This is a genomic window from Mycolicibacterium gadium, from assembly GCF_010728925.1.
GTDB classification, from domain to species: Bacteria; Actinomycetota; Actinomycetes; order Mycobacteriales; family Mycobacteriaceae; genus Mycobacterium; species Mycobacterium gadium.
In genome coordinates, this window is record NZ_AP022608.1 from 238,960 (window position 1) to 262,565 (window position 23,606).

General features: G+C 63.9%; 25 protein-coding genes and 2 pseudogenes. 18 read left to right on the forward strand and 9 right to left on the reverse strand.

Features of this window, described 5'->3' with window-relative positions; all coding sequences use genetic code 11:
- Positions 1-7 precede the first annotated feature (7 nt).
- Genes G6N36_RS01080 through G6N36_RS01095 form a run of 4 tightly spaced genes read left to right on the forward strand, consistent with a single transcriptional unit; the run spans position 8 to position 3,037 of the window.
- Positions 8-796: a hypothetical protein gene (locus tag G6N36_RS01080; protein WP_163684232.1), complete on the forward strand. Its 789-nt coding sequence runs from the start codon at positions 8-10 to the stop codon at positions 794-796.
- Positions 793-1,719, forward strand: a complete 927-nt coding sequence (locus tag G6N36_RS01085) for an ABC transporter ATP-binding protein (protein ID WP_163684234.1) — start codon at positions 793-795, stop codon at positions 1,717-1,719. Before G6N36_RS01080 ends, G6N36_RS01085 begins: the two co-directional genes overlap by 4 nt.
- Positions 1,716-2,486, forward strand: a complete 771-nt coding sequence (locus G6N36_RS01090; RefSeq protein ID WP_163684236.1) for an ABC transporter permease — start codon at positions 1,716-1,718, stop codon at positions 2,484-2,486. The genes G6N36_RS01085 and G6N36_RS01090 overlap by 4 nt, the downstream gene beginning before the upstream one ends.
- Positions 2,487-2,491: 5 nt before the next feature.
- Positions 2,492-3,037 carry a DUF7088 domain-containing protein gene (locus G6N36_RS01095; RefSeq protein WP_163684239.1) on the forward strand — a complete coding sequence of 182 codons (546 nt, stop codon included), beginning with the start codon at positions 2,492-2,494 and terminating at the stop codon, positions 3,035-3,037.
- On the opposite strand, the gene G6N36_RS01100 is transcribed toward G6N36_RS01095, so the two are convergent.
- The 3 genes from G6N36_RS01100 to G6N36_RS01115 all read right to left on the reverse strand — a co-directional run bounded on the left by G6N36_RS01100 (position 3,034) and on the right by G6N36_RS01115 (position 5,680).
- Positions 3,034-3,879: an ABC transporter permease gene (locus G6N36_RS01100; protein ID WP_163684241.1), complete on the reverse strand. Its 846-nt coding sequence runs from the start codon at positions 3,877-3,879 to the stop codon at positions 3,034-3,036. The two genes, G6N36_RS01095 and G6N36_RS01100, sit on opposite strands and share 4 nt — an antisense overlap.
- Positions 3,880-4,863: 984 nt before the next feature.
- Positions 4,864-5,070 carry an excalibur calcium-binding domain-containing protein gene (locus G6N36_RS01110; RefSeq protein ID WP_163684243.1) on the reverse strand — a complete coding sequence of 69 codons (207 nt, stop codon included), beginning with the start codon at positions 5,068-5,070 and terminating at the stop codon, positions 4,864-4,866.
- 325 nt (positions 5,071-5,395) lie between these two features.
- Complete coding sequence (locus G6N36_RS01115) at positions 5,396-5,680, reverse strand: hypothetical protein (protein ID WP_163684245.1); 285 nt, start codon at positions 5,678-5,680, stop codon at positions 5,396-5,398.
- Positions 5,681-6,128: 448 nt separating this feature from the next.
- Here G6N36_RS01115 and G6N36_RS30300 point away from each other — a divergent pair.
- The 5 genes and pseudogenes from G6N36_RS30300 to G6N36_RS01140 form a co-directional block, all read left to right on the forward strand.
- A pseudogene (locus G6N36_RS30300) lies at positions 6,129-6,416 on the forward strand (restriction endonuclease); the annotation flags it as partial.
- A 180-nt stretch (positions 6,417-6,596) separates the two neighbouring features.
- Positions 6,597-7,580 (forward strand): DUF2971 domain-containing protein, encoded by a 984-nt coding sequence (locus G6N36_RS01125; RefSeq protein ID WP_163684247.1) that lies wholly within the window; start codon positions 6,597-6,599, stop codon positions 7,578-7,580.
- 476 nt (positions 7,581-8,056) lie between these two features.
- On the forward strand, positions 8,057-9,373 hold the full coding sequence (locus tag G6N36_RS01130; protein WP_163684249.1) for a hypothetical protein: 1,317 nt from the start codon (positions 8,057-8,059) through the stop codon (positions 9,371-9,373).
- Between the two features lie 486 nt (positions 9,374-9,859).
- Positions 9,860-10,480, forward strand: coding sequence for a hypothetical protein (locus G6N36_RS01135; protein ID WP_163684251.1), 621 nt, complete (start codon positions 9,860-9,862; stop codon positions 10,478-10,480).
- A 260-nt stretch (positions 10,481-10,740) separates the two neighbouring features.
- Complete coding sequence (locus G6N36_RS01140) at positions 10,741-11,208, forward strand: glucose-6-phosphate dehydrogenase (RefSeq protein WP_163684253.1); 468 nt, start codon at positions 10,741-10,743, stop codon at positions 11,206-11,208.
- 34 nt (positions 11,209-11,242) lie between these two features.
- Here G6N36_RS01140 and G6N36_RS01145 read toward each other — a convergent pair whose 3' ends face one another.
- The 3 genes from G6N36_RS01145 to G6N36_RS01155 all read right to left on the reverse strand — a co-directional run bounded on the left by G6N36_RS01145 (position 11,243) and on the right by G6N36_RS01155 (position 14,576).
- Positions 11,243-13,390 carry a SpoIIE family protein phosphatase gene (locus G6N36_RS01145; RefSeq protein ID WP_163684254.1) on the reverse strand — a complete coding sequence of 716 codons (2,148 nt, stop codon included), beginning with the start codon at positions 13,388-13,390 and terminating at the stop codon, positions 11,243-11,245.
- Positions 13,391-13,531: 141 nt separating this feature from the next.
- Positions 13,532-13,747 carry a hypothetical protein gene (locus tag G6N36_RS01150; RefSeq protein ID WP_163684257.1) on the reverse strand — a complete coding sequence of 72 codons (216 nt, stop codon included), beginning with the start codon at positions 13,745-13,747 and terminating at the stop codon, positions 13,532-13,534.
- 160 nt (positions 13,748-13,907) lie between these two features.
- Complete coding sequence (locus G6N36_RS01155; RefSeq protein WP_163684259.1) at positions 13,908-14,576, reverse strand: LuxR C-terminal-related transcriptional regulator; 669 nt, start codon at positions 14,574-14,576, stop codon at positions 13,908-13,910.
- 133 nt (positions 14,577-14,709) lie between these two features.
- On the opposite strand from G6N36_RS01155, the gene G6N36_RS01160 reads away from it, so the two are divergent.
- Positions 14,710-14,991 carry a GlsB/YeaQ/YmgE family stress response membrane protein gene (locus G6N36_RS01160; protein WP_083125334.1) on the forward strand — a complete coding sequence of 94 codons (282 nt, stop codon included), beginning with the start codon at positions 14,710-14,712 and terminating at the stop codon, positions 14,989-14,991.
- A gap of 94 nt (positions 14,992-15,085) precedes the next feature.
- Positions 15,086-15,424, forward strand: a pseudogene (locus tag G6N36_RS29705) (STAS domain-containing protein); the annotation flags it as partial.
- Positions 15,425-15,980: 556 nt separating this feature from the next.
- On the opposite strand, the gene G6N36_RS01170 reads toward G6N36_RS29705, so the two are convergent.
- The gene (locus tag G6N36_RS01170) at positions 15,981-16,991 is read right to left on the reverse strand and encodes a hypothetical protein (protein WP_163684263.1); all 1,011 of its coding nucleotides are present in this window, start codon (positions 16,989-16,991) and stop codon (positions 15,981-15,983) included.
- Between the two features lie 456 nt (positions 16,992-17,447).
- On the opposite strand from G6N36_RS01170, the gene G6N36_RS01175 reads away from it, so the two are divergent.
- Positions 17,448-18,140, forward strand: a complete 693-nt coding sequence (locus tag G6N36_RS01175) for an HAD family hydrolase (RefSeq protein ID WP_163684265.1) — start codon at positions 17,448-17,450, stop codon at positions 18,138-18,140.
- Here the strand turns inward: G6N36_RS01175 and G6N36_RS01180 are convergent, their stop codons facing one another.
- Entirely contained in the window at positions 18,141-19,046 is a 906-nt protein-coding gene (locus G6N36_RS01180) for a lytic transglycosylase domain-containing protein (RefSeq protein ID WP_163690294.1), read from the reverse strand. It lies immediately after the preceding gene.
- Between the two features lie 166 nt (positions 19,047-19,212).
- On the opposite strand from G6N36_RS01180, the gene G6N36_RS01185 reads away from it, so the two are divergent.
- The 4 genes from G6N36_RS01185 to G6N36_RS01200 are packed head-to-tail and all read left to right on the forward strand — an operon-like array spanning position 19,213 to position 21,664.
- Positions 19,213-19,563: a YciI family protein gene (locus G6N36_RS01185; protein ID WP_163684267.1), complete on the forward strand. Its 351-nt coding sequence runs from the start codon at positions 19,213-19,215 to the stop codon at positions 19,561-19,563.
- Positions 19,560-20,756, forward strand: a complete 1,197-nt coding sequence (locus G6N36_RS01190) for an RNA polymerase sigma factor (RefSeq protein WP_235689932.1) — start codon at positions 19,560-19,562, stop codon at positions 20,754-20,756. Before G6N36_RS01185 ends, G6N36_RS01190 begins: the two co-directional genes overlap by 4 nt.
- Positions 20,757-20,771: 15 nt before the next feature.
- The gene (locus G6N36_RS01195) at positions 20,772-21,092 is read left to right on the forward strand and encodes a carboxymuconolactone decarboxylase family protein (protein WP_163684268.1); all 321 of its coding nucleotides are present in this window, start codon (positions 20,772-20,774) and stop codon (positions 21,090-21,092) included.
- A complete protein-coding gene (locus G6N36_RS01200; RefSeq protein WP_163684269.1) occupies positions 21,089-21,664 on the forward strand; it encodes a carboxymuconolactone decarboxylase family protein in 576 nt (191 codons plus the stop codon). Before G6N36_RS01195 ends, G6N36_RS01200 begins: the two co-directional genes overlap by 4 nt.
- Before the next feature lie 23 nt (positions 21,665-21,687).
- Here the strand turns inward: G6N36_RS01200 and G6N36_RS01205 are convergent, their stop codons facing one another.
- Positions 21,688-21,849, reverse strand: a complete 162-nt coding sequence (locus G6N36_RS01205) for a hypothetical protein (protein WP_163683887.1) — start codon at positions 21,847-21,849, stop codon at positions 21,688-21,690.
- A gap of 184 nt (positions 21,850-22,033) precedes the next feature.
- Between G6N36_RS01205 and G6N36_RS01210 the strand changes: the two genes are divergently transcribed.
- Both G6N36_RS01210 and G6N36_RS01215 read left to right on the forward strand, forming a co-directional pair.
- Positions 22,034-23,314 (forward strand): acyl-CoA dehydrogenase family protein, encoded by a 1,281-nt coding sequence (locus tag G6N36_RS01210; RefSeq protein ID WP_163684271.1) that lies wholly within the window; start codon positions 22,034-22,036, stop codon positions 23,312-23,314.
- Positions 23,315-23,385: 71 nt separating this feature from the next.
- Positions 23,386-23,577: a hypothetical protein gene (locus G6N36_RS01215; RefSeq protein WP_163684274.1), complete on the forward strand. Its 192-nt coding sequence runs from the start codon at positions 23,386-23,388 to the stop codon at positions 23,575-23,577.
- Positions 23,578-23,606: the final 29 nt, after the last annotated feature.

Consider the following 23,606-nt stretch of genomic DNA (forward strand, 5'->3'; position numbering starts at 1 on the left):
CCTGAGAGTGGGCGTGTACCGCATCGCCGTAGCGATGCTGTCGGTCGCCACCCTTCTCGCTGGCTGCGGCGCGACCCGCGAGCAGGGGCCGCCGACGGTCGCCGACAGCGAGGGTGCGCGCGCCGATCAGCGCGACCGCAGCGAGGGCGTACCCGACGGCGAGCCGGTGACGATCGACTTCGAAGGTGAGCGTGAGGGCGGCGGGGCCAGCGAGTTCGAGCCGCTGCTTGGGCAGTGGGTTATCCGTCAGGATCCCTCGTCGCTGGCCGGGCCTACCGTGTATGCGCAGACGAGCACGCAGGACATCAAGCCACCGGACACCGGCGCGGAGCGGCTGTTCGGCAAGGACTACCAGGAGTACCTGGACCAGATCGGCGCGTATCAGGTGTTCCCGTCGACGGCCTACTCCGGTGGCGCCTACCGAGATTTCGAGGCGTCGGTCTACCTCAAGCCCATCTCGGGTGAGGTCGATCAATCCGGGGGGCTGATCTTTCGTGTCGTGAGCCCCAAGGACTACTACATCTGGCGTTGCAACGTGCTCGAGCAGAACTGCGAGCTGTACGTCTACGAAAACGGGGAGCGTCGGTCGGTTTTCCAGGCCGACGTCCCGCTCGAAGTCGGGCAGTGGCGCCAGATCCGGGTTGTCGCCGAGGGCAACCGGATCCGCGGTTTCCTCGACGAGCGTGAGCTGATGGACGACGAGTTCGGCGACACCTCCACCCGGGGCCGGGTCGGGTTGTGGACCAAGGCCGATGCGATTACCAACTTCGATGGGTTTCAGGTCGAGCCCAGGTGACGATCGTCGCGCGGAGGCTCTCGCGCCGTTTCGGCGAGCGAGACGCGGTTGAGGGTTTGACCTTTGAGGCCGACCGCGGCGAGGTGCTTGGACTGCTCGGCCCCAACGGTGCTGGCAAGACGACCACCATGCGCATGCTCGTCACCACGCTGACGCCGAGCGCGGGAACGGCCCAGGTGGCGGGCTTCGACGTGCGGACCTCGCCGCTGCGGGCCCGCGGGCGGGTCGGCTACCTGCCCGAGGAGGTTCCGCTGCCGCGGGAGGCGCGGGTCTGCGAGCTGGTGCGGTTCGTCGCCGATGCGCATGGCCTTAGCCGTACCGAGCGGCAGGCCACGGCTGGCGATCTGCTTGCGCGCGTCGGGCTTGCGGGCAGCGAGCGCAGGCTGGTCGGCACCCTCTCGCGTGGCCAGCGCCAACGGCTCGGACTGGCGCTCGCGCTGCTGCCGGACCCTCCGGTCGTCATCGTCGATGAGCCCACCGCGGGCCTCGACCCCGAACAGGTGGCCGCGGTCCGGGCGCTGATTCGCGAGCTCGGCGAGCGTAAGACGGTGCTGCTCTCCAGCCACCAGCTCGGCGAGGTGGAGGCGCTCTGTCGGCGCGTCGTGGTGATGCGTGCCGGGCGCCGCGTGGCGTTCGAGACCCGCGACGAACTCGCCCGTCGGCTTAAGACGCTCCCACGCGTCGTGGTACGCGTCGAGGCCCTCGACCGCGACCGTCTGATGCAGCTAGCGCGGGGGCTCGACGTCGAAGCCACCGATGGCGGACCGGCGGGCGCAACCCTGGTGCTGCGTGCCGATCCGAACGTGGCGCCCGCTATCGCCAGCGCGGTGATCGAGGCCGGGGGACGCCTGCTGGAGTTGCGTGTCGAGGAACCAACGCTTGAGGACCTCTTCTTTCAGCTCGCTGGCGGAGACCGTAGATGAGGGGGATACGCGCGGTCGCGCGCCGCGAGTTTGTCGCGCTGCTCACCAGCGTTTCCCCGTGGTCCGCGGCGACGGCGTTTCTGCTGCTCACCGGTCTGCTGTTCTGGATCGACGCGCGCAACTTCGCCGACTTCTCCGTCCGCGCGGGAGCCGATCCGCTCACCCGCGCCGCCCTCAACGCGACCCAGGCCGTCGTCCAGCCCGCGATCGCCACTCTCGGTGTCGTCGCAGCGTTCGTGCTGCCGCTGCTGACGATGCGCGCCGTCGCCGAGGAACGTCGGCAGGGCTCACTGGAGCTGCTGCGCGCGCTGCCGGTCTCAGACTTCGCGCTCGCCGCCGGCAAGTACCTGGCGGCGCTGGCTGTGGCGGCGCTGATCTTGGCCGCGAGCCTCGTGCAGCCCGCCGTGCTCGCACTTGCCGCCCCGATCACGTGGTCGCAGGTTGCGGCGGGCTACCTCGGCGCTTTCCTGCTGTTCTCGGCGCTGGTTTCGGTGGGGGTCACGATCAGCGCGCTCGCACCCTCTCAGGTCGTGGCCGCCAGCGCGACGCTGGCGCTCTTCGTCGGGCTGGTCGTCGCCGACCAGGCGATCCACCCCGGCGCCACCGGCATCGCCCGCCTGATCGCGAACCTCTCGCCGATCGCGCGCCTCGACTCGTTCTCGCGCGGGCTGGTCGAGCTCGGCTCGGTCGCCTACTACCTCGCCGCGACTCTCGCCGGGCTCACGGCCGCCGCACTGGCCCTCGCGGCAGACAGGCGGCGCGGATGAGGGTAATGCTGGTCGCGCTCATGGCGCTCGCAGCACTCGCCGCTGCGGCCGTCACGCTCGACGACGAGCGGATCGACCTCTCCACCGGCCGCACCTTCACCCTGAGCGCTGAGACGCGGGAACTCCTTGGCCGCGTTGATGATCCGGTCACGATCGCGCTGTTCTTTGCCCGCGAACAACCCGGCTACAACCACGTCGCCGACCTCGCCCGCCGCTTCGCCGACACCGGCGACAACGTCCGGATCACCTTTCAGGATCCAAACGGTGAGCAGGCATTCGCGCTCAACGTGGCCAGCGGCGCCGTGGTGGTCAGCACCGAAAGCGGCGGCCAGGCGGTGGTACGCATCCCCGATGAGGAAGAGCTGGCCGCCGCCCTCGCCGAGGCAAGCAGTCTGCCAGAGCCGCAAGCCACCCCTAATACCGCGCCCAGCCAGCCGCTTTACCCCACCACGCTCGGGCGGGCACTGCTGCTCTGGCTGCCCGCCGTCGCCGCGCCGGCCGTCGCCGCAATAGGCGGGCTTGCCGTCGCCTACCGGCGCCGGCGCGGCTAATCCATCCGTGCGCCGCGCGTCGGCCACCAACAGCGTGGCATCAGGCGGTGACACCTGCGGAAAAGCCTGTTCGCGTTCGGCGTGTGGGCTTGAGGTGGTTGTGCGCGCGTGATGAGGCCGCGGGCGATGAGCTCGACGGTAACGGCGACGCCGCAGGTCTGCGACAGCAGCAGGGCGATCAGGATGAGGATCTGCACGGCACCGGCCTGCGCGGCCGAGCCGGTGCTGAGCAGCACGCCGACGAAAGCGCCCGGCAGCGTCACAAGGCCGACGGTCCGGGTCGAATCGAGGTTGGGCAGCAGCGCATTCGTGGACGTTGCACCGATAATTTCCATCCTCGAGTCACGCTCGCTCATACCGAGGCTCAGCGCCGCCTCGACCTCGCCAGCACGCTGCGTCAAGGCGTCAAGCGCCAGACGCGCCGCAACGGCGACGGCGGTCATGGTGTTGCCGAGCACGATGGCGACGATCGGGACGACGGCCACACCAGTCATCGGCACCGCGCGCGAGAGCAGCAACAATGGCAGCACCGCGAGCATGCCAAGGGCTAAGGACACGGTGAGCCAGGAAGATCCCAGGCTTGCCTGGCTGCGTCGGGCGGCGGTCACGCTTGCCACGATGAACATCACGGCCAGCACCAGGACCGATGACCACAACCGCGTGATGGCGGCGGCCAGGATCGCAGCGGCAGCGGCCAGCTGCACCGCAGCGCGAATGCCAGCCCATGGCACCGTCCACGGTGAGCCGAGCGCGGTCAACCTGTAGATCACCGCGGCGGCGGCTGCCATCACCACACAGACGACGATCAACGCCGGGCCGAGAACAACTTGTGAGGACTGCATGCCCCCTTAGTACAGGTCGCTCGTCCTAGTACACGTAGACGGCGCGTTGTAGGAAATGCAGCGACTCGTGAGACAGACTGCCGGTTGCCCGCGATGAGACAACCCGGCACGGTGCTGGTCATGGTCGTTCGGATGAAATCGAAGCTGCGAACCTACACTGCCAATAGAACTTGCACCGGCAGACGGACGCAACGCAGCAGACGACCACTAAGGAAGAGCGGCGTTGGCGTGCCTATGGGTGGCTATTCGCGCCGCTATATCACGAGCTTAATGCGCGGCACGAAAGCGCATCTGCGCCTCTGCGATCGAAGATGATCCACACCTGCTCGCAGCGCCACCGATGCCCCGTATCGCTGGCAACGGAAAAGAAGCCGCCTGACATTGTCAGCGATTGCATAGCTATGGCCTCGCACCGTTAACTCGTTCAACGGATAATTCCGGTCAACAGCGGTACCAAGTCTGCCTCAACACGCGTACTTGACAGGGAAGATGCCGAGCACTCGAATGCGAAGCCGTCCACGAACATCGTCCCGGACGTCGATGGTGTCGCCATCCACCACCCTGAGCACCTCGGCAGTGGTGACTACTGGTTCAGCGGTGGCAACAATGACAGGCATTCCCTGAACAACCAGCGCTAGCAGTCCCAGGGCGGGGGCAAGCCTTCGAATCAGCTTCATGTAATGCCGAGGTGCTCTGAGCAGTACACCACGGGCCTCGCCACGATATTGCTGGCTGCATCGAAATCGTAGGGGCCTTCGGCCATCAGTATGTCGATTGCGTCCAATTTGTCAACGCCGTCATCCATACGCTGCCGCACGAGCGGCGGGCTCGTCAAGACCATCCCAGCAATGCCCTCAGCACCTTCCCTGAGACTACGGTAGAACCCCTCATCGGCCTGTGTCTGTACGCCAGGCTCGGCACGTGCGACCGGGGCGACTACAAGCGCGGCGAGCACTGACACGGCGCAACTAAGTGAGCGCTTAATCAAGACTCGCAGCCGACGCCATCGTCGTCGCGGTCCAGCCACGGTCCGTACTTGTCGCTGCTCGATGGAATGTCGGTGTCTCCGTTCGCACGGGCTTCGCTGCAGTTCTCGTAGGGTGCAAATGCTGTAGCCAAGGGTGACGTACCCACTGCAGTCCCGACGATTGCTCCTGCTGCTGCGGCAGCGACAAATAGGGCACGAAACATCGAAAAGCTCCTATTTTTGGTGTGGTCCCCCAACCCTCGACGGGGGCGGCGACGGCAGCTACAAGTTTGGTCATCAAAAGTTCTCGTCGTACTCACAGTTGCCGGAGATGCGCATCTCAGTTATGACCTCGAAGCGCCTGCTGGCTGGAAACTCCATATCTGTTCGACAGGTTGTCGATGATTTGACCATCGGACCAACCCAACAAGATGTCCTCGCAGGCGTTGGTGGTGATCATGCTGTCGTGGTTTGGAGTGATGTCAGCGTTGGCTTGAGCCGAGGACCCGAGCAAGGCCGCCAGAGCTAACCCAAGGATCAACGGCCCCCTCAAGGCTTCATCTCCGGGCAGACGTCGTAGGCAGCGAGCGCGATCTGCTCGGCAGTAGCCAATCCGAAGTTGTATTCACTGGCGATTCCGTTGGCCGATGACCCCTTGCATACCGCCTCGGCTGCCAGAGCCGTCATAATGCCGCGATCCTCGATGAGATACCCCAGATCGTGGTTCCTGAGCGCGTCCGCGTACGGATCGGCCCAGGCGAACTCGTCCTCACAACAATCGGCGGCAGACACCGGTGTTCCGGCCAGCGTTGCCAGTGCACCGATAATCGACATCCCTATCATCGCAACCGACAATTTTCTCCTCACGCAGCAAATGCTGACACACGGCAACCATGATCACTGTGAAATGGCTGGACGCTTCTTCGCGCATGACCAGTTAACAGAGCACGTCGGCCTCAAGCCTGGCTACCAGGTCTGGTCACGGCTCCTGCCGTTGGTGACCGAGTGCGGCGACCGAACCGACCACATCGGCTGACGGCACCGTCCACCGCCATGATCCGCACATCACAGAGCAGACCCCTCGCGATCAGCGGGGTCACGCAATGCTGGCGGCGATCCACACCCATTCCAAAGCCGCCACGCCGACTTCGAGAAGTGCGCCGTCGACATCTGGCGGGCTCATTGCTCCCTCGACAGGCGCAGTCGACGTGACTCGGCCTAGTCGTGCGGCGGTCGTGACGCGGTCTGCGAGTATGTACTTGGACCGAAGGCAGACCCTGTCAAGATTGATTTCGCGTTTGAGGCGAAGTGTTACGCGCCGACGACAGTGGTGGGGGTTCGCGATGTCGGTAGGCTGATTTCCAGGCTGCGGCATAGGAACTTTGGTGTATTCGTCACGCTGTCGAACTTCAACGCACAAGTTCATGACGAAGTCCGGCAAGACGGCCACCCGATAGCGGTAATTTGTGTCCGGGACATCATCGAGGCATTGCGCGACAAGGGATATGGCGATGTCGCGACTGTCAACGCCTGGCTAGAGGCTACATTCGCTGCCACGCCAGCCGTATAGGCGCACGCCCAAACTTGCTGGGATTGGGCTGGGTCAACTTCAAAGCCAACTCTATGAGGCTCAACTGTCGCCGGAGGACGTATGCTTTCCGCCGACTTCTGGAGCGCCTCGTCGAGCTAGAAGAGCTGAGCCTCATCAACAAGCACTTTCGGGGCAGTGAATGGCCTATGTTTGCTCACGATGAGCGTTGAACATGGTGACAACGATGATCCGTCGATTCTCTATCACTACACCGACGCCTACGGCGTGGTAGGGATTGTCGATTCGTCCTGGCGGGACTATGCCATCTTGAAGCCGGAGAACGAGATCGGCCGCCATAAGACCATCAAACTTCAAGCGTCAGATATCCGCTTCATGAACGACACTGAGGAGCTGAAGTTCGGTACCCGCCTTCTTCGTAATCACCTGGAGGCTTTGGCGGTCGATCCCTCGATCTCGCCGGAGTTTCGAGCGGCATTCGCCGATATCGCGCCGTACTTCTTCCCTGAGGGAACGTTGGATTGGCCGGTGAGCTGCTATGCCACATCCTTTTGCGTTAAGGGTGACTTACTCAGCCAATGGCGTGGATATGCCGGTGGTACAGGCGGTTTCGCCCTTGGTCTCGACCGGGACGGTCTGGAGAACCGGTCTTATTCAATCGGGCGGGACCGATGGCCAGGCGACCGCGAAGCACCGGCGAAGGTGACCTTGAAGCGTGTTGTCTACGGCGAGGATGCGGGAATAGCGGCCATTGACGAGCACATCGAAGATCTCATGAAAACCAATTGGACGTCGATTATCACAGACCGGCGTCCCCAACACAGTCAGCAGGCCCGACTCCTTCTGTTCACGATGCTTGTCCGCGCTGTGGCGATCATCAAGGATGACGCTTTCAAGGAAGAAAAAGAGTGGCGACTGTTTACCATGGGTGAGTTTCGCTGGCCCGTCGATGTCCGTGCACGAGCACGTGGCCTACTGCCCTATAAGAACATCGCGGTCAATGTCTCATGGAAAGCGACGGCACCGGAACACGAAGCACACCACAAAGAACATCCCACCATTGTTGATCTGGTGGTCGGCCCAGGACCAGAACAGGCTGAACAAGTAGTGGCTGCTAGAGAGCTGTTGAAGGGCACCGACCACGAGCCCAAGGTTGTACGGTCCTCAAAAGTTACGTACCGATAGGCATTTCGTTCGGAATCCGGCCACGTTCATCCAGGAGCCGAGCCGGTCAATTACCAGCGGAGAAGGCTGCCGCCCTGAGACCTGATCGCTTAACGCACGACGGCAATCAGGCCGGAGTTCGGCACCAACCTCGTCAAGGGTGGGCACCGACCCAGCGAAAGTTGTGTGCGTGCCTATCCTCGACGGCTTTTCGGGGTGTGCTGCATAGCGAACGCGGCCCAGATGATCGTCCACATTCCACCCCACATAGGCCAGAGCTCGCCTATCCAGGAGACGTCTCCTTCGGCGTCACCCGACGTAGACAGCCAGAATATGGCGAAGAAGAGCGTTCCGGGCAACGAGAAGATCGTCAGCACCACAAAGCCGTAATGAATGGTGAATCGCCGCGCACCACCCGCAGGAACTGGGGCTGTGCCACTGCGCAAGGCTCCGGTTTGTGCCTCATGTCAAGGACCGGCGGCCGCATACTGGCGACTATGACCGTGGGTGAGTACGCAGGCGTGCCGTTGCAGAACTCCGACGACACCTGGCGACACGGCGCGGTGTTCTTGCTGCGCAAGTCAGCGGCGAGGAGGTCGACGACCGTGCTACTGCCGAATGGCTGGCTTGTGAGCGTCGTCGACCGCACCAACGTTGTTGTTGTCTGTGGACCTTCGGTGGCAACGAGCTTTGACGATACGTTCGCAGAGGCGCTTGAGGCAGCCAACCATGCGCTGGACTTCTGGTCCATTGGAGGAGAGTCTGATCACGCGATTCGTGAAGCGCCAGATGATTGCCTCGTCTGGTGGCCTGATCCTGAGTGCGGCGGAACCGTCATGCGGTGCAAGGTAGTAATCAACGTGTCGCCCAGGCTGAGCATGACGGGGCATGTGACGGATGCGGACGGAAATGTGCCGCCTCCTCCACCTCCTCCACCTCCTCCGACTGCCGTCACTCACGATGCGTTTCGATTTGTCCGTATGTCTCGGACCTCGACCGACTTATTCGATGCTTATCGAAACCTGTTTTTGGCCTTCGAAGTATTGCTCAGTGAGATCCGTCCTCGACAGAGGCAGCCGCGCAGAAAGTGGTTGTGGATCGGGCTAAAGCGAAACGCTGCTGCTGGTCGACGGGAAAGCGAACGCAAATGGTTCATGGACGCGCTGGACGAAGCGGACAAATTTGTGTCGGTGCGTAATCTTCTGCCGCCCCACGTAACGAATCTGAACGCCAAGAAGTGGATATACCGGCACATGTATCAAGACGAGAGATCAGCACTGATGCACGCAAAACAGGGTGAGGACTACCGCCTTCCCCACGACTCTGCGCGCAGAAAGGAGCTGACCGATTCACTTGGACGACTCTGGCACTATGTCGAGAGTCTCATTGAGGAGCGCCTGGGGGTCAGGCACTCAAAGAGCAGTTTTCCCCGCGCCACCATCGACGCAATGGCCAAAACCGTGCTTCAGCAGCACAAGATGGTGGTGGCAGACGCCAACTCGGAGGGCGGGACGGACGAAATGCACCCGATTCCTTCCCATGCCACACTCGCCGAGTTGCACTCGTCCGCACCCGTTCGTGATCCGAAAGACTCTGAGCTTTGGACCGTGCTGGCAGTTGGCGACCCCGCCAACCTCGCACACGTGACCCCGATCCGGAGCTTCGGCCTGAAAAATATAGATAGTGGCGCGTCGACGGTGTTGTCAGAAATCTGTGGCCCTCTGGCGCTCGGCAGCTCGGTATCGCGGATCGAGATGCTCTACGGGGTGCGTCACGTCAATCCATCAGGCGCGCCTCGTTGGTTTCCCTCCTGACGGCGAAGTGGGAACCGGGGCTCCGGTGCCCACATTTTGCACACGGTCACAGTTAACTGCGGTTGCCTAAGGTGAAGTAGAACCACGACTTCTCCTCCGAGTCGAAATGGCCGGGTTTGTCTGGCTCCGGCAGGCCAGAGCCTTGCGAGATCGAGCCATCGCTTATTCATCGAATATGACCGTGATTCCGTGTGATCCGGTGAGATCCAACTGAACAATACGGACGCGAAAGAGGTTCTCTCGCAGGGAGCTTCGTGATCTACTGGGATTCATCGGAATCTAACGAGACATCGTGATCGCTAATCCATTGGTCGCGGGTTCGAGCCCCGCCCGCCCCACTCTGAACCGCCCCACTCTGAACAGGCGCACCGTAGATGGCGCTTTTTGGTCCGATTGCACCTTGCCGCACCCTGCCCGGCGGAGGACGATGAATCCCGACGGCAGCGCCGTCGAGACGCTGCCCCGTCATCCCGAGGAGGCAGAATTATGTACGCACGCACGACCACCCTTCAATCGAACACGGATTCCATCGACGCCGGCATCGCCAATGTCCGCGACAACGTGATGTCCGAGCTGCAGGGCATCGACGGCTATGTCGGTCTTTCGCTGTTGGTCGACCGGGCATCGGGCCGCTGCATCGCCACCACCGCCTGGGAGACCGAAGAGGCGATGCGCGCCAGCGACGGGGCGGTACGGGACATTCGTCAACGCGCCGCGGAGGCGTTCGGCGGCGAACCGGACGTCGCCGAATGGGAAATCGCGGTCCTACACCGTGATCATCAGTCCCGCGAGGGTGCCTGCGTCCGTGTCACCTGGGTCAAGGTGGAGCCCGACCAGATCGAGCGGGGCATCGACATCTTCAAGATGGGTGTGCTGCCCGCACTCGACGAACACGAAGGGCTTTGCAGCGTAAGCCTGTTGGTCAACCGCGCGACGGGGCGCGGAGTGTCTTCGGTGGCCTACGACAGCTCCGAAGCGCTGCAGCACAACATGGCCAAGATCGAGGAACTGAGGTCCGCAAGCGCCCGGGAAGCCTCTGCTGAGATCCTCGACGAGTGCAGCTTCGAATTGGCGATCGCCCACCTGCACGTCCCCGAGATGGCCTGACGACCAACTGCCGCATATCTCCCGTCGCTCCGGAAGGAGAATCCGAAAGCTAAGAACTCCCGCCTGAATGCGTCTGCGCGAGAGGTTCATTCGGCGGCTCCGGCGCCGCGTCGGTTATCTGTGTTTGCTCTGCGCGCCAACTACCGCGTGCCACGACACAGGATCTGCCCGTCGTGGGTTCAATTCCGCCTGCCAAATCCGTGCCCGGCTGACGGTTCGGGCGCACAATGAAGGTGTACGTCTGAAACCAGGGAGCCGCCATGAGCGAGCAACTGTACGACTTTTTCGGTGAGATTTTCCAGCGGTACTTCAGGCCCGCCATCGATGAATATCCGCGAAACGGCGGAGCACTAGTCGGCAGGCTGTTCGCGCTGACTGATGATGTCCCGGATCGATTGGTACAGAGCCGGCGCGCCGCACTGGCGTGGGGCACGGCCGAGACCGCGAACGCGAGGATCACCTCGGAACTCTTCGTGATCACCCAACATGGACTGATATATGCCGCTGGGTTGAATGAGCCTCGACGGGCGCTGTATTACCTGGCCACGCCGCGCGTGCTGTTCGATCCGTTCGTCGATCAGGTCGACACGGCCGAACCGCGGGAGGGCGCGATAGTCGTGGTGGACAGCCGGTTCGGCCGCGACCTTGCATCCGCGCATCCTATGGACGCCGCGCTGCGCCGGATACTTGATGAGCACCTAGCGCTGCGGGTGGATCTGCCCGCGTAGCGATTTCCTTCCTTAGGTCTCGACTTTCGTCGCCTCAGTCACCGAAGGGCAAGAGGCGGACGGCCAAGACACATACGTCGTCCTGACGAGGCGACGAGGCCAGCGTTTCGGTGAGTTGTCGGCATCCGTCGCCCAGCTTGGAGTCTGATTGCCAGCCTGCCACCAAACGCCGCGCCCGCGAGATGCCTGTCTCGATGCTCATGCCACGGCACTCGACGAGGCCGTCGGTAAAGAGGACCAGGATGTCACCGGGCTCGAGCGTCACCCGGCACTCGACGTATGTGGCGTCACGTACGGGCCCCAGCGCCGGCCCTGCTGCGTTGTCAAGCTGCACGACCTCCCCGTCGCGCGCGCGACGTAGCAGCGGGAATGGGTGCCCAGCCAGGCCGTACGACAAGGAGTTGGTCGTGGGGTCAACGATCATGACAGCCATCGTGGCGAACCGGCCGTGGCACGCGTGAGCGGTGAAGGTGTTGAGCTCGGCGAGTATTCGTGAAGGGGCTAACCCCTGCAAAGCCATTGCCCGTCCAGCGCTGCGCAGTTGAGCCATGTCTTCGACGGCAGGCAGGCCGTGCCCCACCACGTCACCCACAGCGAGGTACGTCTGCTGCTTGGGCATACTCATGACGTCGTACCAGTCACCTCCAAGCCCGTGTTGGACGTCAGCCGGTTGGTAGATGACGGCCACGTCCAGATGGGCAGCGGTGTCGACCGGTTCGGTCGGCAGCACCGCAGCTTGTAGGACCGCTGCCCGTGCATGCTCGTCGGCGTAGACCTGCGCGCGCACCAACGCCTGCCCCACCATGGTCGCGACCGCGGAGATGTACGCCAACTGCGCTGCATCGAACGGTTGCGGTCGCGTCCACATCAGACCCAGCACGCCGATCGACTTGTCGCCCGAAGTCAGCGGCCAGTTCACGAGAGCCTCTGCCTCCGATGAAATCATCAGGTCCCCATAGTCGGGGTAGCGCCGCTGGTACTCCGATGGGCTGCCGATGACGACGGGTCGTCCGGTATCGAGAGCTTCAGTGGCAGCCGTCAGCTCACCGAGTGGAATTCCAGCGCCGAACCTTTCGCGTGCTATCTCCGGGTATCCGGCTGTGCCCGCCCACTCCAGCCGGCGTTCATCCGGACTCACCAGCCCGACCGCCACAGCCTGCGCCCCAGAGTCATTGAACAATTGCCTGACGACCGCCTCACCGATCTGGCTCGGCGTCAGTGCGGCGGAGAGTTGCTGTGCCAATTCCGCAAGAATCTGAAGCCGGTCGCGCTCGCGACGCTCGGCTTCCCGCGCGCTGACCGCCGCGATGCGTCCTGACGCTTCCTGGGCGATGACCATGGCAGTCAACACGATGACCGCGACGAAGATTTGCGTTACGACCAATCCGGCCGAGGGCGCCAAGTCGAATTGTCTGAACGCGCCGATCCCGGTGCCTGTCACGTAGTTGAAAGTGAACCCCACCACCGCGCCGGCTAGTGCCGCACCGATCACGTCCAGTCGCAACGCCGCCCACGCCATGACCGGCAGCAGCGGCAGCGCCGGTGGAACTTCAAACCACGCCGCCAATACCGACACCACCGCGACGACCGCAAGCACAAGCACAGTCTCGGTGAGTCGATTCCGCAGCAAGTGAGATTGCTTGCCCCACAGCAGGATCGGAGAAGCCACTACCAGAGCGCCGATTGCGTCGCCTGCCCACCAGTGCACCACGGTTGTGGCTAACGACGTGTTGTTGGATGCCGCGCCGACCGCACCGCCGATCATTCCACCCACGAGCGGACCCGCCACGCAGCCACCGGCGATGAACTTCGCTAGATCACCGCGCACCCGCAGGTCGGGTGGACCTTTGCACCAGGCCAATACCAGAGAGGCCCCGATCACTGGCTCCACCGCGTTGGCCAACGTGTAGCCCAACGCCACCTCGATGCCGACGCCGTAGTAGAGATCCACCATCAACTCTGTGGCGATGATCGCGGCGAGGACGACTGGCCACCGCGAGCGCGGCGTCAGCAACATCGCGGCCAAGGTGACGCCGGCCGGCGGGAAGAACACCGGGGTGATCCCGGCACCGAAGGATTCCCAGGACAGCACGGCACCTGCCGCATAGAACAACGCCACGCAAGCAAACAGAGCGACCGCGCTGGTCCAACGCTCGCTTCGCGTCAGGCTTGCCCGTGACACCTCAGGAGCCTATCGATACCGTTCTCGACGCGGCGTACTTACGGCCGGCCGACAAAATGGGTGCTGCTCGACTGCTGGCGACCGATATTGATCTTGTTCACCGCGGCAGGGATTTCTCGTCGAAATTGCCGCGAGGCATCGTCAGGCAGCAATCACCTTCGGTTCGGGCAGGTACGACGCCGACCACGCGATGAAGTCGCCGCGGGGCTCGCGGGGCGCGCCGATCCGCACGTTGGCAACGGCCTCTCCGTCTCGCCGGGCCAGGATGTGAATCTCGGCGGTGATGAAACTGTTGATGTGCACGGGATGCATGTTGACCGGCACCGCGACTTCGACGGACTTCCAGTAACCACTCATGACTTTGTCCTCTCGCCTCGGTGAGCGGCGATTCGATTACCGTGACGTCGCTGCTCGGACTTTTGGTTGGCTCCGCAATGCGGGAACCGTTACGAGCAGTGTTGTTCGGTGATCTTGGAGGTTTCTTAACGCGACGCAAGCCTAGGCCCGATGAATCGGGCTAAGGGCCGCCTTTCCAATGCTCGATGCGGTTGTGATCAGGCGTGAAGCCGTGATTGACACCCCAGAGGACGGCCTGCGTGCGACTGGAGACGCCGATCTTGCGGTAGATCGTCCGAATGTAGGACTTGATGGTGTTGGGACTCAGATACGTCAACGTCGCGACATCGGCGTTGCTCTTGCCCTGGGTGATGAGTGCCAGAATCTCTGATTCCCGGTCGCTGAGCCCCTCGCCACGACCTGGCCAATCAAGCCCGACTGCGCTACGGGCGCGTGGCGGGACGTCGCTGATGACCGTCTCTCCGGCGTGCACGGCCTCCAGCGCGGCGACCAATTCTCTCGCGGGCAGCGTCTTGGAGAGGTAGCCGTGGGCGCCGTGTTGTCGAGCGCTTTCGATGAGTTCAGGGTGAAAGTTCCACGTGTAGACCACAACTCGGCGTGCCCTCGGGTTGGCAACCAGGTGTGCGATCTCCTCGTGATCGGATTCTGGTTGGGCGAAGGAGTCGTACAGGACGATGTCCACCGCGTCTTCCAGACCCATGTTGGAGTCGATCTCCGCGACGACCACACGGTCGCGGTATCGGTCGAACATGTTGGCCACGCCCATCAGCACGACGTCGTAGTCGTCGACGAGAGCGACGGTGATCGGAGTGTTCGGCGGCGATGCCATCGGCCTGAGATTACCTACTTAGGGGTGTATCAGCACCCCCCTTAAGGGTGTTGCATTGATAGCAGCGTCGAGCACCCCGCTCGACCGACCGGTCCAAGCGCGCAGTCAGCGCTCAATAGAAAGGCTCATCGCCATGATCGGACTCATCCTGAGCATTCTCGTCATTGGGCTCCTTGCCGGCGCTCTGGCGCGCCTGCTGGTCCCCGGCAGGCAGAACATATCGGTCGTGATGACCATTGTCCTCGGTGTCGTCGGCTCCTTCGTCGGCGGATTCCTCGGTTACCTGCTCTTCGGTAAGGACGGCGCAGAGGGCTTCCTCCAGCCCTCGGGAATCCTCGGCTCCGTCATCGGCGCCGTCGTTGTCTTGCTGATCTGGATCAGCGTCGGACGGCGCAGCTCGGTCCGTAGCCGCTAATCGGTTGATGCACAACAGGGATCGGCTTCAAAGCACTCCGAGGCCGGTCTCTGTTGTCACCGACCCCTTTACTCGTGCATGGAGAGGGTTAAGCGTGAATCCACCGACGATCGAGTTCGGCGTCGCAGAGCACTGGGTAGGCCGTGGCGTCGTAGTGGCGGTATGCGGAGACCTGGACCTGGCTACCGCGCACAAACTGGCCGACGCGATCGAGGCCGCTGCCCGAAAAAAGCCGGCGGCGCTGATCGTAGATCTGTCGCGGGTCGACTTTCTGGCCTCAGTGGGAATGACCGTGCTGGTCACCGCGCACCGAGAGATCGCACCGTCAGCGCGATTCGGCGTCGTTGCGGATGGTCCTTCCACCGGTCGGCCGCTCAAAATGATCGGGATCGACACCATCGTCGACGTGTACCGCACCCTCGACGACGCGTTGATGAATTCGCATCGAGCTGAGGTCGGCGCGCGCGCCGAATCCGAACCCGAGTGCTGCGTCTGTGCTCACAGCGATTCGACGGCGGCCAGCCTGGTGCTGGCTGTTTAACACCACAGTTGCACCAGCGGCCGTCTAACAGGGGACAGCGGACCGACTCGAAGTCCATTGGACGCAACCTGCCCCATCCCGTGCTGTGCTCAAGGCTAGCGTCTGGCAGGCCAAAACCACAGGGGGTAGCGGCCCGTTTTCATCGAATTTCGCCAATATCCAAACCCCGTGGAGTGCACCTGCCCTATCGCTCATCAGCTGAAGGCTTCTGCGCCCGCTGCTCGGTAGTCAACAGGCCAGCCCCTATGTGTGGCTGCACAGTTTCCTCGACGACTCGGCGATCGCGGTCGAGGACTGCTGGGTCGGCCAGATGTCCGCGCTACCCGCGATGCTCGCGAGGAGTTGCCGCAGATCGCCTGCCGCTGAGGGCCTTTGATGGTGGCTGGACACTGCGAATGGTAGGCCAGGTAGGCGTGAACGCTCCAGGCGTACGGAACTCAGACGATGCTCAGTCCGTGCGGCGAAAGCGTGTCCTGCCTTCGGCTTCCAGCCGCAGCTGCGAAGCCCGAGCCCGCGCCTCGGCCGCCCGCTCACGGGCCTCGGCGGCTTCCGACGCCGCCCACACCTCGGCGACGCGGGCCTCGGCTTCGGCGGCCTCGGCTTGCTTCCTGGCCTCGGCGGCGCAGGCTTCGGTTCTGGCGGCTTCTGCTTGAGTCTGCAAGCAGGCACCCACCTCGGCGGCGCGGGCTCGCGCTTCCGCGGCTTCTGCTTGTGCCCAGGCCTCGGCGGCGCGAGCTTGCGCTTCGGCGGCGTCGGCTTGCTTTCTGGCCTCGGCGGCGCGGGCTTGCGCTTCGGCGGCTTCTGCTTGTGCCCAGACTTCCGCGGCGCGGACCTGGGCTTCGGCGGCTTCTGCCTTTCTCCTGGCTTCAGCGGCGCGGGCTTCGGTTTCGGCGGCCTCTGTCCGTGCGCGCGAGTGAGCCTTGGTTTCGGCGGCGCGGGCTTGAGCTTGGACGGCCTCTGCTTGCGCCTTGGCCTCGGCGGCCAGCGCTTCGGTTTCGGCAGCGAGGGCTTCGGCCTCGGCGGTTTTTGCCTGCGCTCGCGCCTCGGCGGCCAGCGCTTCGGCTTCGGCGGCGAGCGCGTCGGCTTCGGCGGCCAACGCTTGAGCTTCGGCGGCTTCGGCCCGCGCCCGCGTCTCGGCAGCCAGGGCTTGGGCTTCGGCGGCTTCGGCCCGCGCCCGCGTTTCCCGTTCGCGCTGGGGCAGATTCGGCTTGGCCCGCCATCCTCGGTCGCCGCGACGCTGCTGTTGCCGACCCCCGCCCCGCTTACGGTGCTTCCGGATCCTTTGCTTGTCCACGATCATTTCGCTGACGACTAAGAGAACCGCGGCCAGCGCGAGCAGAGGCGCGAACAGCGATGGGCGCGTGGCCATCCCTCCGAAACCGGCAATCGCGAGCGGCACCGCGACGATCATCGTGGCCGAAGAAGACCGCTCGCTGAGATCTGGCCTAGTAGCGGCCATCCTGGAAGACCCCACGATCCGATCCCTCCGGGGGAGACGTTGGCCTTCGTATTGTGACGTACGTCGTCGCAGCGTGCTCGGTATAACGCCCGTTTGACGGCAGCAATCTCGCAGCAGGCGCGTTCGCCCCCGCGAGCTTGGCGGATATCCGCTGATCGGCCGTCGCAGCGGAGAGGGCCCGTGTCCACCGATTGGGGGACAGCGGTTTCACCAGGCTGATGGGCCGATCGGCCTATACCGACGTGATCGCAACGTTCATAGCGTTCTACCCCATGACGGAACAGCACACCGACGTGATCTTTACGCCGCCAACGACTCCCAACGATGGCCCGCACGTCACCGACGTGCGGCAAGCAGTGACCGAGCTCAGAGCCAAATACGAGCGGTACGCACATCGACATCGGTGCGCCTGCGCTCGTCTGAACATCCATCAACTAATAGAAATTTGGTAATGACATGAGCAACTATTCCGATGTCGCCATCCTCTTCGATCTGGACGGCACTCTCGTCGACTCCCAAGACGCGGAAGCGCTTGCGATGCAATGCTTCGCCAGACAGCTGGGAGGCACAATCCTCGCGCCGGACATCCACGACCTGGTCACCGATCGGCGCATGCAGGAAGCGATCGACATGCTTTGCGCCCACATCGGCGTCAACGTGCCTGCGGACGCATACCCTCGTGTGCGCCAGCTCGCCGAGTATTTTTTGGAGCGACGTCTGCGATGCGTCCCCGGTGTCGACGCCGCGCTGGGCCGGATCGATCACCCGAAATTCGTGGTGTCGAACTCGCCGGTTGACACGATCGACGACCGACTGTCACGCACAAAGCTGTTGCGCCACTTTCCCGGAGCGCATTTCTCTGCCTACGAGTACCGAACCTGGAAGCCCGCACCCGATCTGTACCTAGCCGCGATCCAAGACCTCGGACTCGAGCCGGATGCGGCGATCGCGGTCGAAGACAGCAGGGTCGGTGTGCAAGCCGCCGTCGAAGCAGGACTGCGGGTCTACTGGTATCAGCCGAGCTTTCGCGGCTCGAACTGCTGGGTTGGGCAAGTACGACTGTTCGGCAAGATGTCCGCGCTACCAACGATGCTCGAGGGAGACCTGCCGCTCGCCGCGCATCGGCGGCGGCCGTTGATGGTCGTCTAGCTATTGCGGGTGGTCGGCCAGGTAGGCCTGGACCGGGATAGGCGTCGTCGAGACGTAGCCGATCGGCAGCAGGACGTCACCGGCGGTCGTGCGGTAGTAGACATCCCATCGGTAGTAGCCGGCGAACGCGGCGGGGTCGGCCGCCAAGACCTCGGCGTAGTCATGCACTGCGCGCACGTACCGATCCGAGTTGTTGTACCGGAAGATCGCGTTGTCCGGATTGCCGGCGAAGTTGTTGGCCGCCAGGTAGCGGCCCGCCGCGATGATGCTGTCCCGCAGTGAGTGGATGTCGCCGCCGTCGCCGTAGGCCTCGAACGTGGACGGCAGGAACTGCATCGGACCCTGTGCGCCGGCGGTGCTGGTGCCTTCGATGCTGCCGAACCGGGTCTCGATGAGATGGATCGAAGCCAGGTAGTTCCAGGGGACGCCGGTGGCCGCCTCGGCTTTGCGGTAGTGAGCCAACAACGCGTCCGCCGGAGCCGGCGCGACGATCCGCCACGCCGGAACGGTGTCGTTCACCTCGGTCATCGGATACAGCTGACGCCGAGCGTCGACGTTGCGGTCATACGTCGCGACGAGCTCCGGCGGAATCCGAGGACGGATGATCGGATCCCAGTCGGGGTTGCGTCCGATCGCGCGATAGGCGGCCTGCTGACGGCGGGCGGCCGACGTCAGCGCCGGCTCCGGCGTCGACGGGTTTCGCAGCGTTCGCTCGTCGGCCACCAGGTCGTCGGCCAGTTGCGCCGGATCGGACGAGATCTTCGGTTGCGCTCCGGCGGGCGCTGCCGGCGGACCCGGCGATGTCGGCTGGTCCATCGGCTGCACGGGGACGGTGGTGGGTGCGGACGTCGGTACAGGTGAGGGCTCCGGTGGAGGGCTCGGCGTGCAGCCGGCGAGTACGCACATTGCGGCCGCAAGGCTGAGTAACGTCCGTAGCCGGTGTCCGATCACCGCCCGAGTCTGTCAGGAATCGATGTCGACCGTGTCGGCTGCGCGGATGTCGTATCGGCGGTGCCGCCGATCGTCTTGGTTGTAGGAATGAAGGACATCCCGACAACGAGGGGAGTCAGCGGTGAAATATGTGCTGCTGTTCGTCGAGACCGAAGAATTCGCCAACGAGATGGCGGCCCTGGGCGCCACCGAGCGTGAGCGGGCGCACGCTCGCGTCAACGAATGGTTCGCCACCCACGCAGACAAGCTGCGTGGTGGCAGCCGACTCAAGTCGCCCGAAACCGCCACGACCGTGCGATTCGATCGCGGCGAACCGGTCATCGTCGACGGGCCATTCGTCGAGGGCAAAGAGGTCGTCAGCGGCTACCTCGAGATCGAGGTCACGGATCTGGACGAGGCGCTGCGCGTGGTCAAGACGTGGCCGGGGTGCCCCGTCGTCGAGATCCGTCCCATCGAATTCGAGGCCGTGTGAGTGAGGCGGTAACGGCCAGGTTGGCCGGTGTGGTGCGAGAACACGCGGGCCGGCTGGCCGCGTCGCTGATGCACGTGACCGGCGACTTCGCCGCCGCCGAAGATCTGGTGCAGGACGCCGTGCTTGCGGCACTGCGACATTGGCCGGTCGACGGGATTCCTGAGCGTCCCGATGCCTGGCTGTTCACCGTTGCGCGGCGCCGGGGCCTCGACTCGCTCCGGCGCGATGCCAACTACCTGGGAAAGCTGGCGCAGCTGGAGTGGACGATCCAGCCGCAGTCCGACGAGCGGCTGCGGCTGATCTTCACCTGTTGTCACCCTGCACTTCCGCAGGAGGCGCAGATCGCCCTCACCCTTCGGGCCGTCTGCGGTATGACCACGGCCCAGATCGCACGTGCGTTCCTGGTACCGGAAACGACAATGGCACAACGGATTACGCGTGCCAAGCGAAAGATCGCCGAGGCTGGGATCCCGTACCGTATCCCGGCCGACGACGAGTTGGCAGCGCGCCTGACGGGCGTCCTCGCGGTGATCTATCTACTGTTCAACGAGGGATATCTGGGCACCGCCGAGCAGGTGCATTCGCGTGACCTCGTTGACGATGCGGAGTGGCTGGCCGCACTGCTGCACACCCTGATGCCCACCGAGCCCGAGGTGGCGGGTCTGCTGGCGCTGATCCGGCTGCACCGTGCGCGCGCGGCGGCGCGATTCGACGTCGACGGCCACCTTGTCCTGTTGCCGCAGCAGGACCGCTCGTTGTGGGACGGTGCCGCGATCGCACAGGCGACCCGAATATTGACCCGCGCCGCCAAACTGCAACGCGCAGGCCCCTATCAACTGCAGGCCGCGATCATCGCCTGCCATGCCGAAGCCGAATCGTGGGAGCACACCGACTGGGAACAGATCGTGCTCCTGTACGACATGCTGCTTCACCTCGCTCCGTCGCCGGTGACCCGGCTGCACCGCAGCATCGCGCTTCGCTATCTGTCGGGGGCAGAGGCGGCGATGACTGAACTCGACGCGCTCGCAAGCGAACTCGACCGCTTTCACCTCTACCACGCGGCCCGCGCCGACCTGCTGCGCGAACTCGGCCGGTTCGAGGAGTCCAGGGATTCCGATCGTCGCGCCCTCGGGCTGACCGCGAACCCCGCCGAACAAGAACTGCTCCAGCGCCGTATCGCGTCGACCCACTGAAAGGAGATCGCGACGATGACCGACATCTCACGACTGCACGACGAGCTCGTCGATCGCGTCCTCGGCAGCGGCGGGACCGCGCCGCTGCCGATGCGCCGCGCGGCATACGAGGCCACCGGGTTGGACGAGCCGTTGCAATCCCTGGTCGACAAGGTGGCTCGCCACGCCGACCTCGTCAGCGACGGCGACTTCGACGCCGCCCGCGCCCAAGGACTGAGCGAAGACCAAATTTTCGAGATCGTGGTGTGCGCCGCGATTGGCCAGGCGGACCGCGAATACACCGGCGCGCTCGCGGCGTTGGCGGCCGCGACCGGCGAAACCGGCGGCTCCCGATGAGGCTCGAAATCCTCGACCGTGGCCACCGCCTGCCGACGAAAGCCCTGCTCGCCATCATCCGGGTGGTCAGTGGGCATCCCGCGGTCGACGCCGTCAAGCTGGCGTTCTACCGTCCCGACTTCTACGGTGCCGGCGCCCTCACCCATGAGGCGATGCGCGGGCCGTCGGACTGGTCGGTTGGCGACCGGGAACTGATGGCGGCTGTGGTCGCCAAGGGCGTGGATAGTCCGTTCTGCGTCGCCGCGCATTCTGCTACGTCGACCCTGTGGTTCGGCGACGCCACGAAAGTCGCTGCCAGCCTTGCGGATCTGGACACCGCGCCGATCGACGAACCCCTTCGCGCCACGCTGCGTATGCTCGCCAAGCTGAGCGGCGGGCAGGCGATAGGTATAGACGACATGCGGAATGCGCTCGACGCCGGCGTCACCCGGGCACAGATCGAAGACGCATTGGCCGTCGGTCTGGCTTTTGGAATCACCGCCCGACTGGCCAATGCGTTCGACTTCGATATGGCGACGCCGGCCGCGATGAATGCCGGCGCCAAACATCTCCTGCGGCGCGGATATCGCTGAGCGCCGCCCCTATGCCTCCTGCGCTAGAACCAAACTTTTCGGCCGCCGACCGGGCGACCAACTGCACCGAGGATCCACAGGACGACACCAACCACCACGAGGATTCCGCCGATGGTGTAAAGGATCGACAGGCTGGTGAAATAGCCGATCAACAACAGGATGATGCCGAGGATAATCATGCTCACGCTCTTCTCTTGTATGTATCGCGTTGGAACTAACGCACATGTGATTTGCCCGATCCGTCAATTTCAAACCTCCGGCCCTTGCAGGTACGTGTGAGCGCCGTCGATTGGCCCGATCGGTGCGGCGTAGCGTCTCGTGGACAACTACTGATGTCGGCGGCGCGGAACAGATGTCGAGGGGATTTGAATGGCCTGGGATTTCAGCACCGAACCGGAGTTTCAGCGCAAGCTCGACTGGGTCAAGGAATTCTGCGAGGAGAAGGTCGAGCCGCTCGACCACATCTTCCCGCACGCCGTGCGTCTGCCTGATCCCGCGATAAAAGCCTATGTGCGCGAACTGCAACAGGAGGTCAAGGATCAGGGCCTGTGGGCGATCTTCCTCGATGAGGAGCTCGGCGGCCCAGGCTTCGGCCAGCTGAAGCTCGGTTTGCTCAACGAGGTCATCGGTCGCTACGCCGGAGCCCCACACATGTTCGGTGCCTCCGCGCCGGACACCGGCAACATGGAGATGCTTGCCGCCTACGGGACCGACGAGCAGAAGGAGCGGTGGCTCAAACCGCTGCTGCATCAGGACATCTTCTCGGCCTACTCGATGACCGAACCGCAGGGCGGCAGCGATCCCAACCTCTTCAAGACAACCGCCGTCCGTTACGGCGACGAATGGGTCATCAACGGCGAGAAGTGGTTCACGTCGGCCGGCCGGGTCGCCGACATCCTCTTCGTGATGTGCACCAACGGCATGTTCGTCGTTCCCCGTGACACGCCGGGTGTGGAGATCATGCCCGAGCCACGCAACCACAACCACATCATCTACCGCGATGTCCGGGTGCCGCTGGACCATCTTCTCGGTCCCGAAGATGGCGCAAAGACGTTGGCGCAGAGGCGTCTTGGCGGCGGCCGTATACACCACGCCATGCGCACCATCGCACAGTGCAACCTCGCTTTCGACATGATGTGCGAGCGGGCGCTGTCGCGCGAGTCGCACGGCAAGCTCATCTCCGACCACCAGATGGTGCAGGAGAAGATCGCCGAGTCCTACGCGATGATCAAGATGCTGCGCCTCTTCGTCCTGGAGACGGCGTGGAAGATCGACAACACCTCCACCCAGGAGGCTCGCACCGAGATCGCCGCCGTCAAGTTCACGATGGCCAAGGTGCTGCGCGAGGTGTCGTTCAACGCGCTGCACATCCTCGGATCGCTGGGCACCACCGACCTCACCCCGATCCAGGCCATGTATGCGGCCGCGCCCACGATGGGCATCGCCGACGGTGTCGACGAGGTGCACAAGGCGACCGTCGCCCGCCGCGTGCTGGGCGGCTATACCCGCCACGAAGGCAACTTCCCGACCGAGTTCCTGCCTTACAAGCGGGAAGAGGCACGCAGGAAGATGCAGCCGCTGCTCGATGCGCGGCCGGAGTTGGCCGCGGCGGCCGAGGCATACCAGAAGTACCTGGCGCGCCGCCGCTAGCCGCGTCTCTCGCGCCAGCGCGGCGGCCACCATCTGCGTATCCGGCTGGATGGAAACCGTAGGGTAAAGTCATGCGGATCGCCATCATCGTGCTGGGCTTGCTCGTCGCATTCTTCGGGATCGTGTTCACCCTGCAGGGCTTCGGCGTCATCGTCAGCGACAGCCCGATGACCAACACCACCACCTGGTCGGTCCTCGGGCCGATCATCGCGATCATCGGCATTGCCCTGGCCGTCTTCGCCGCGCGCCGCCGACGTCCGTAGGTCCGTCTTGGGCCGGTGTGTAACACCTG

Bases quoted from the DNA above. Each gene is read 5' to 3' on its own strand.
- G6N36_RS01100 (WP_163684241.1), bottom strand. From the start codon at position 3,879: ATGCAGTCCTCACAAGTTGTTCTCGGCCCGGCGTTGATCGTCGTCTGT.
- G6N36_RS01095 (WP_163684239.1), top strand. From the start codon at position 2,492: ATGCTGGTCGCGCTCATGGCGCTCGCAGCACTCGCCGCTGCGGCCGTC.
- G6N36_RS01150 (WP_163684257.1), bottom strand. From the start codon at position 13,747: ATGAGTGGTTACTGGAAGTCCGTCGAAGTCGCGGTGCCGGTCAACATG.
- G6N36_RS01110 (WP_163684243.1), bottom strand. From the start codon at position 5,070: ATGTTTCGTGCCCTATTTGTCGCTGCCGCAGCAGCAGGAGCAATCGTC.
- G6N36_RS01090 (WP_163684236.1), top strand. From the start codon at position 1,716: ATGAGGGGGATACGCGCGGTCGCGCGCCGCGAGTTTGTCGCGCTGCTC.
- G6N36_RS01200 (WP_163684269.1), top strand. From the start codon at position 21,089: ATGAGGCTCGAAATCCTCGACCGTGGCCACCGCCTGCCGACGAAAGCC.
- G6N36_RS01195 (WP_163684268.1), top strand. From the start codon at position 20,772: ATGACCGACATCTCACGACTGCACGACGAGCTCGTCGATCGCGTCCTC.
- G6N36_RS01140 (WP_163684253.1), top strand. From the start codon at position 10,741: ATGAGCGAGCAACTGTACGACTTTTTCGGTGAGATTTTCCAGCGGTAC.
- G6N36_RS01180 (WP_163690294.1), bottom strand. From the start codon at position 19,046: ATGTGCGTACTCGCCGGCTGCACGCCGAGCCCTCCACCGGAGCCCTCA.
- G6N36_RS01210 (WP_163684271.1), top strand. From the start codon at position 22,034: ATGGCCTGGGATTTCAGCACCGAACCGGAGTTTCAGCGCAAGCTCGAC.
- G6N36_RS01175 (WP_163684265.1), top strand. From the start codon at position 17,448: ATGAGCAACTATTCCGATGTCGCCATCCTCTTCGATCTGGACGGCACT.
- G6N36_RS01125 (WP_163684247.1), top strand. From the start codon at position 6,597: ATGAGCGTTGAACATGGTGACAACGATGATCCGTCGATTCTCTATCAC.
- G6N36_RS01115 (WP_163684245.1), bottom strand. From the start codon at position 5,680: ATGTCGATTATCGGTGCACTGGCAACGCTGGCCGGAACACCGGTGTCT.
- G6N36_RS01130 (WP_163684249.1), top strand. From the start codon at position 8,057: ATGACCGTGGGTGAGTACGCAGGCGTGCCGTTGCAGAACTCCGACGAC.
- G6N36_RS01135 (WP_163684251.1), top strand. From the start codon at position 9,860: ATGTACGCACGCACGACCACCCTTCAATCGAACACGGATTCCATCGAC.
- G6N36_RS01215 (WP_163684274.1), top strand. From the start codon at position 23,386: ATGCGGATCGCCATCATCGTGCTGGGCTTGCTCGTCGCATTCTTCGGG.
- G6N36_RS01155 (WP_163684259.1), bottom strand. From the start codon at position 14,576: ATGGCATCGCCGCCGAACACTCCGATCACCGTCGCTCTCGTCGACGAC.
- G6N36_RS01170 (WP_163684263.1), bottom strand. From the start codon at position 16,991: ATGGCCGCTACTAGGCCAGATCTCAGCGAGCGGTCTTCTTCGGCCACG.
- G6N36_RS01160 (WP_083125334.1), top strand. From the start codon at position 14,710: ATGATCGGACTCATCCTGAGCATTCTCGTCATTGGGCTCCTTGCCGGC.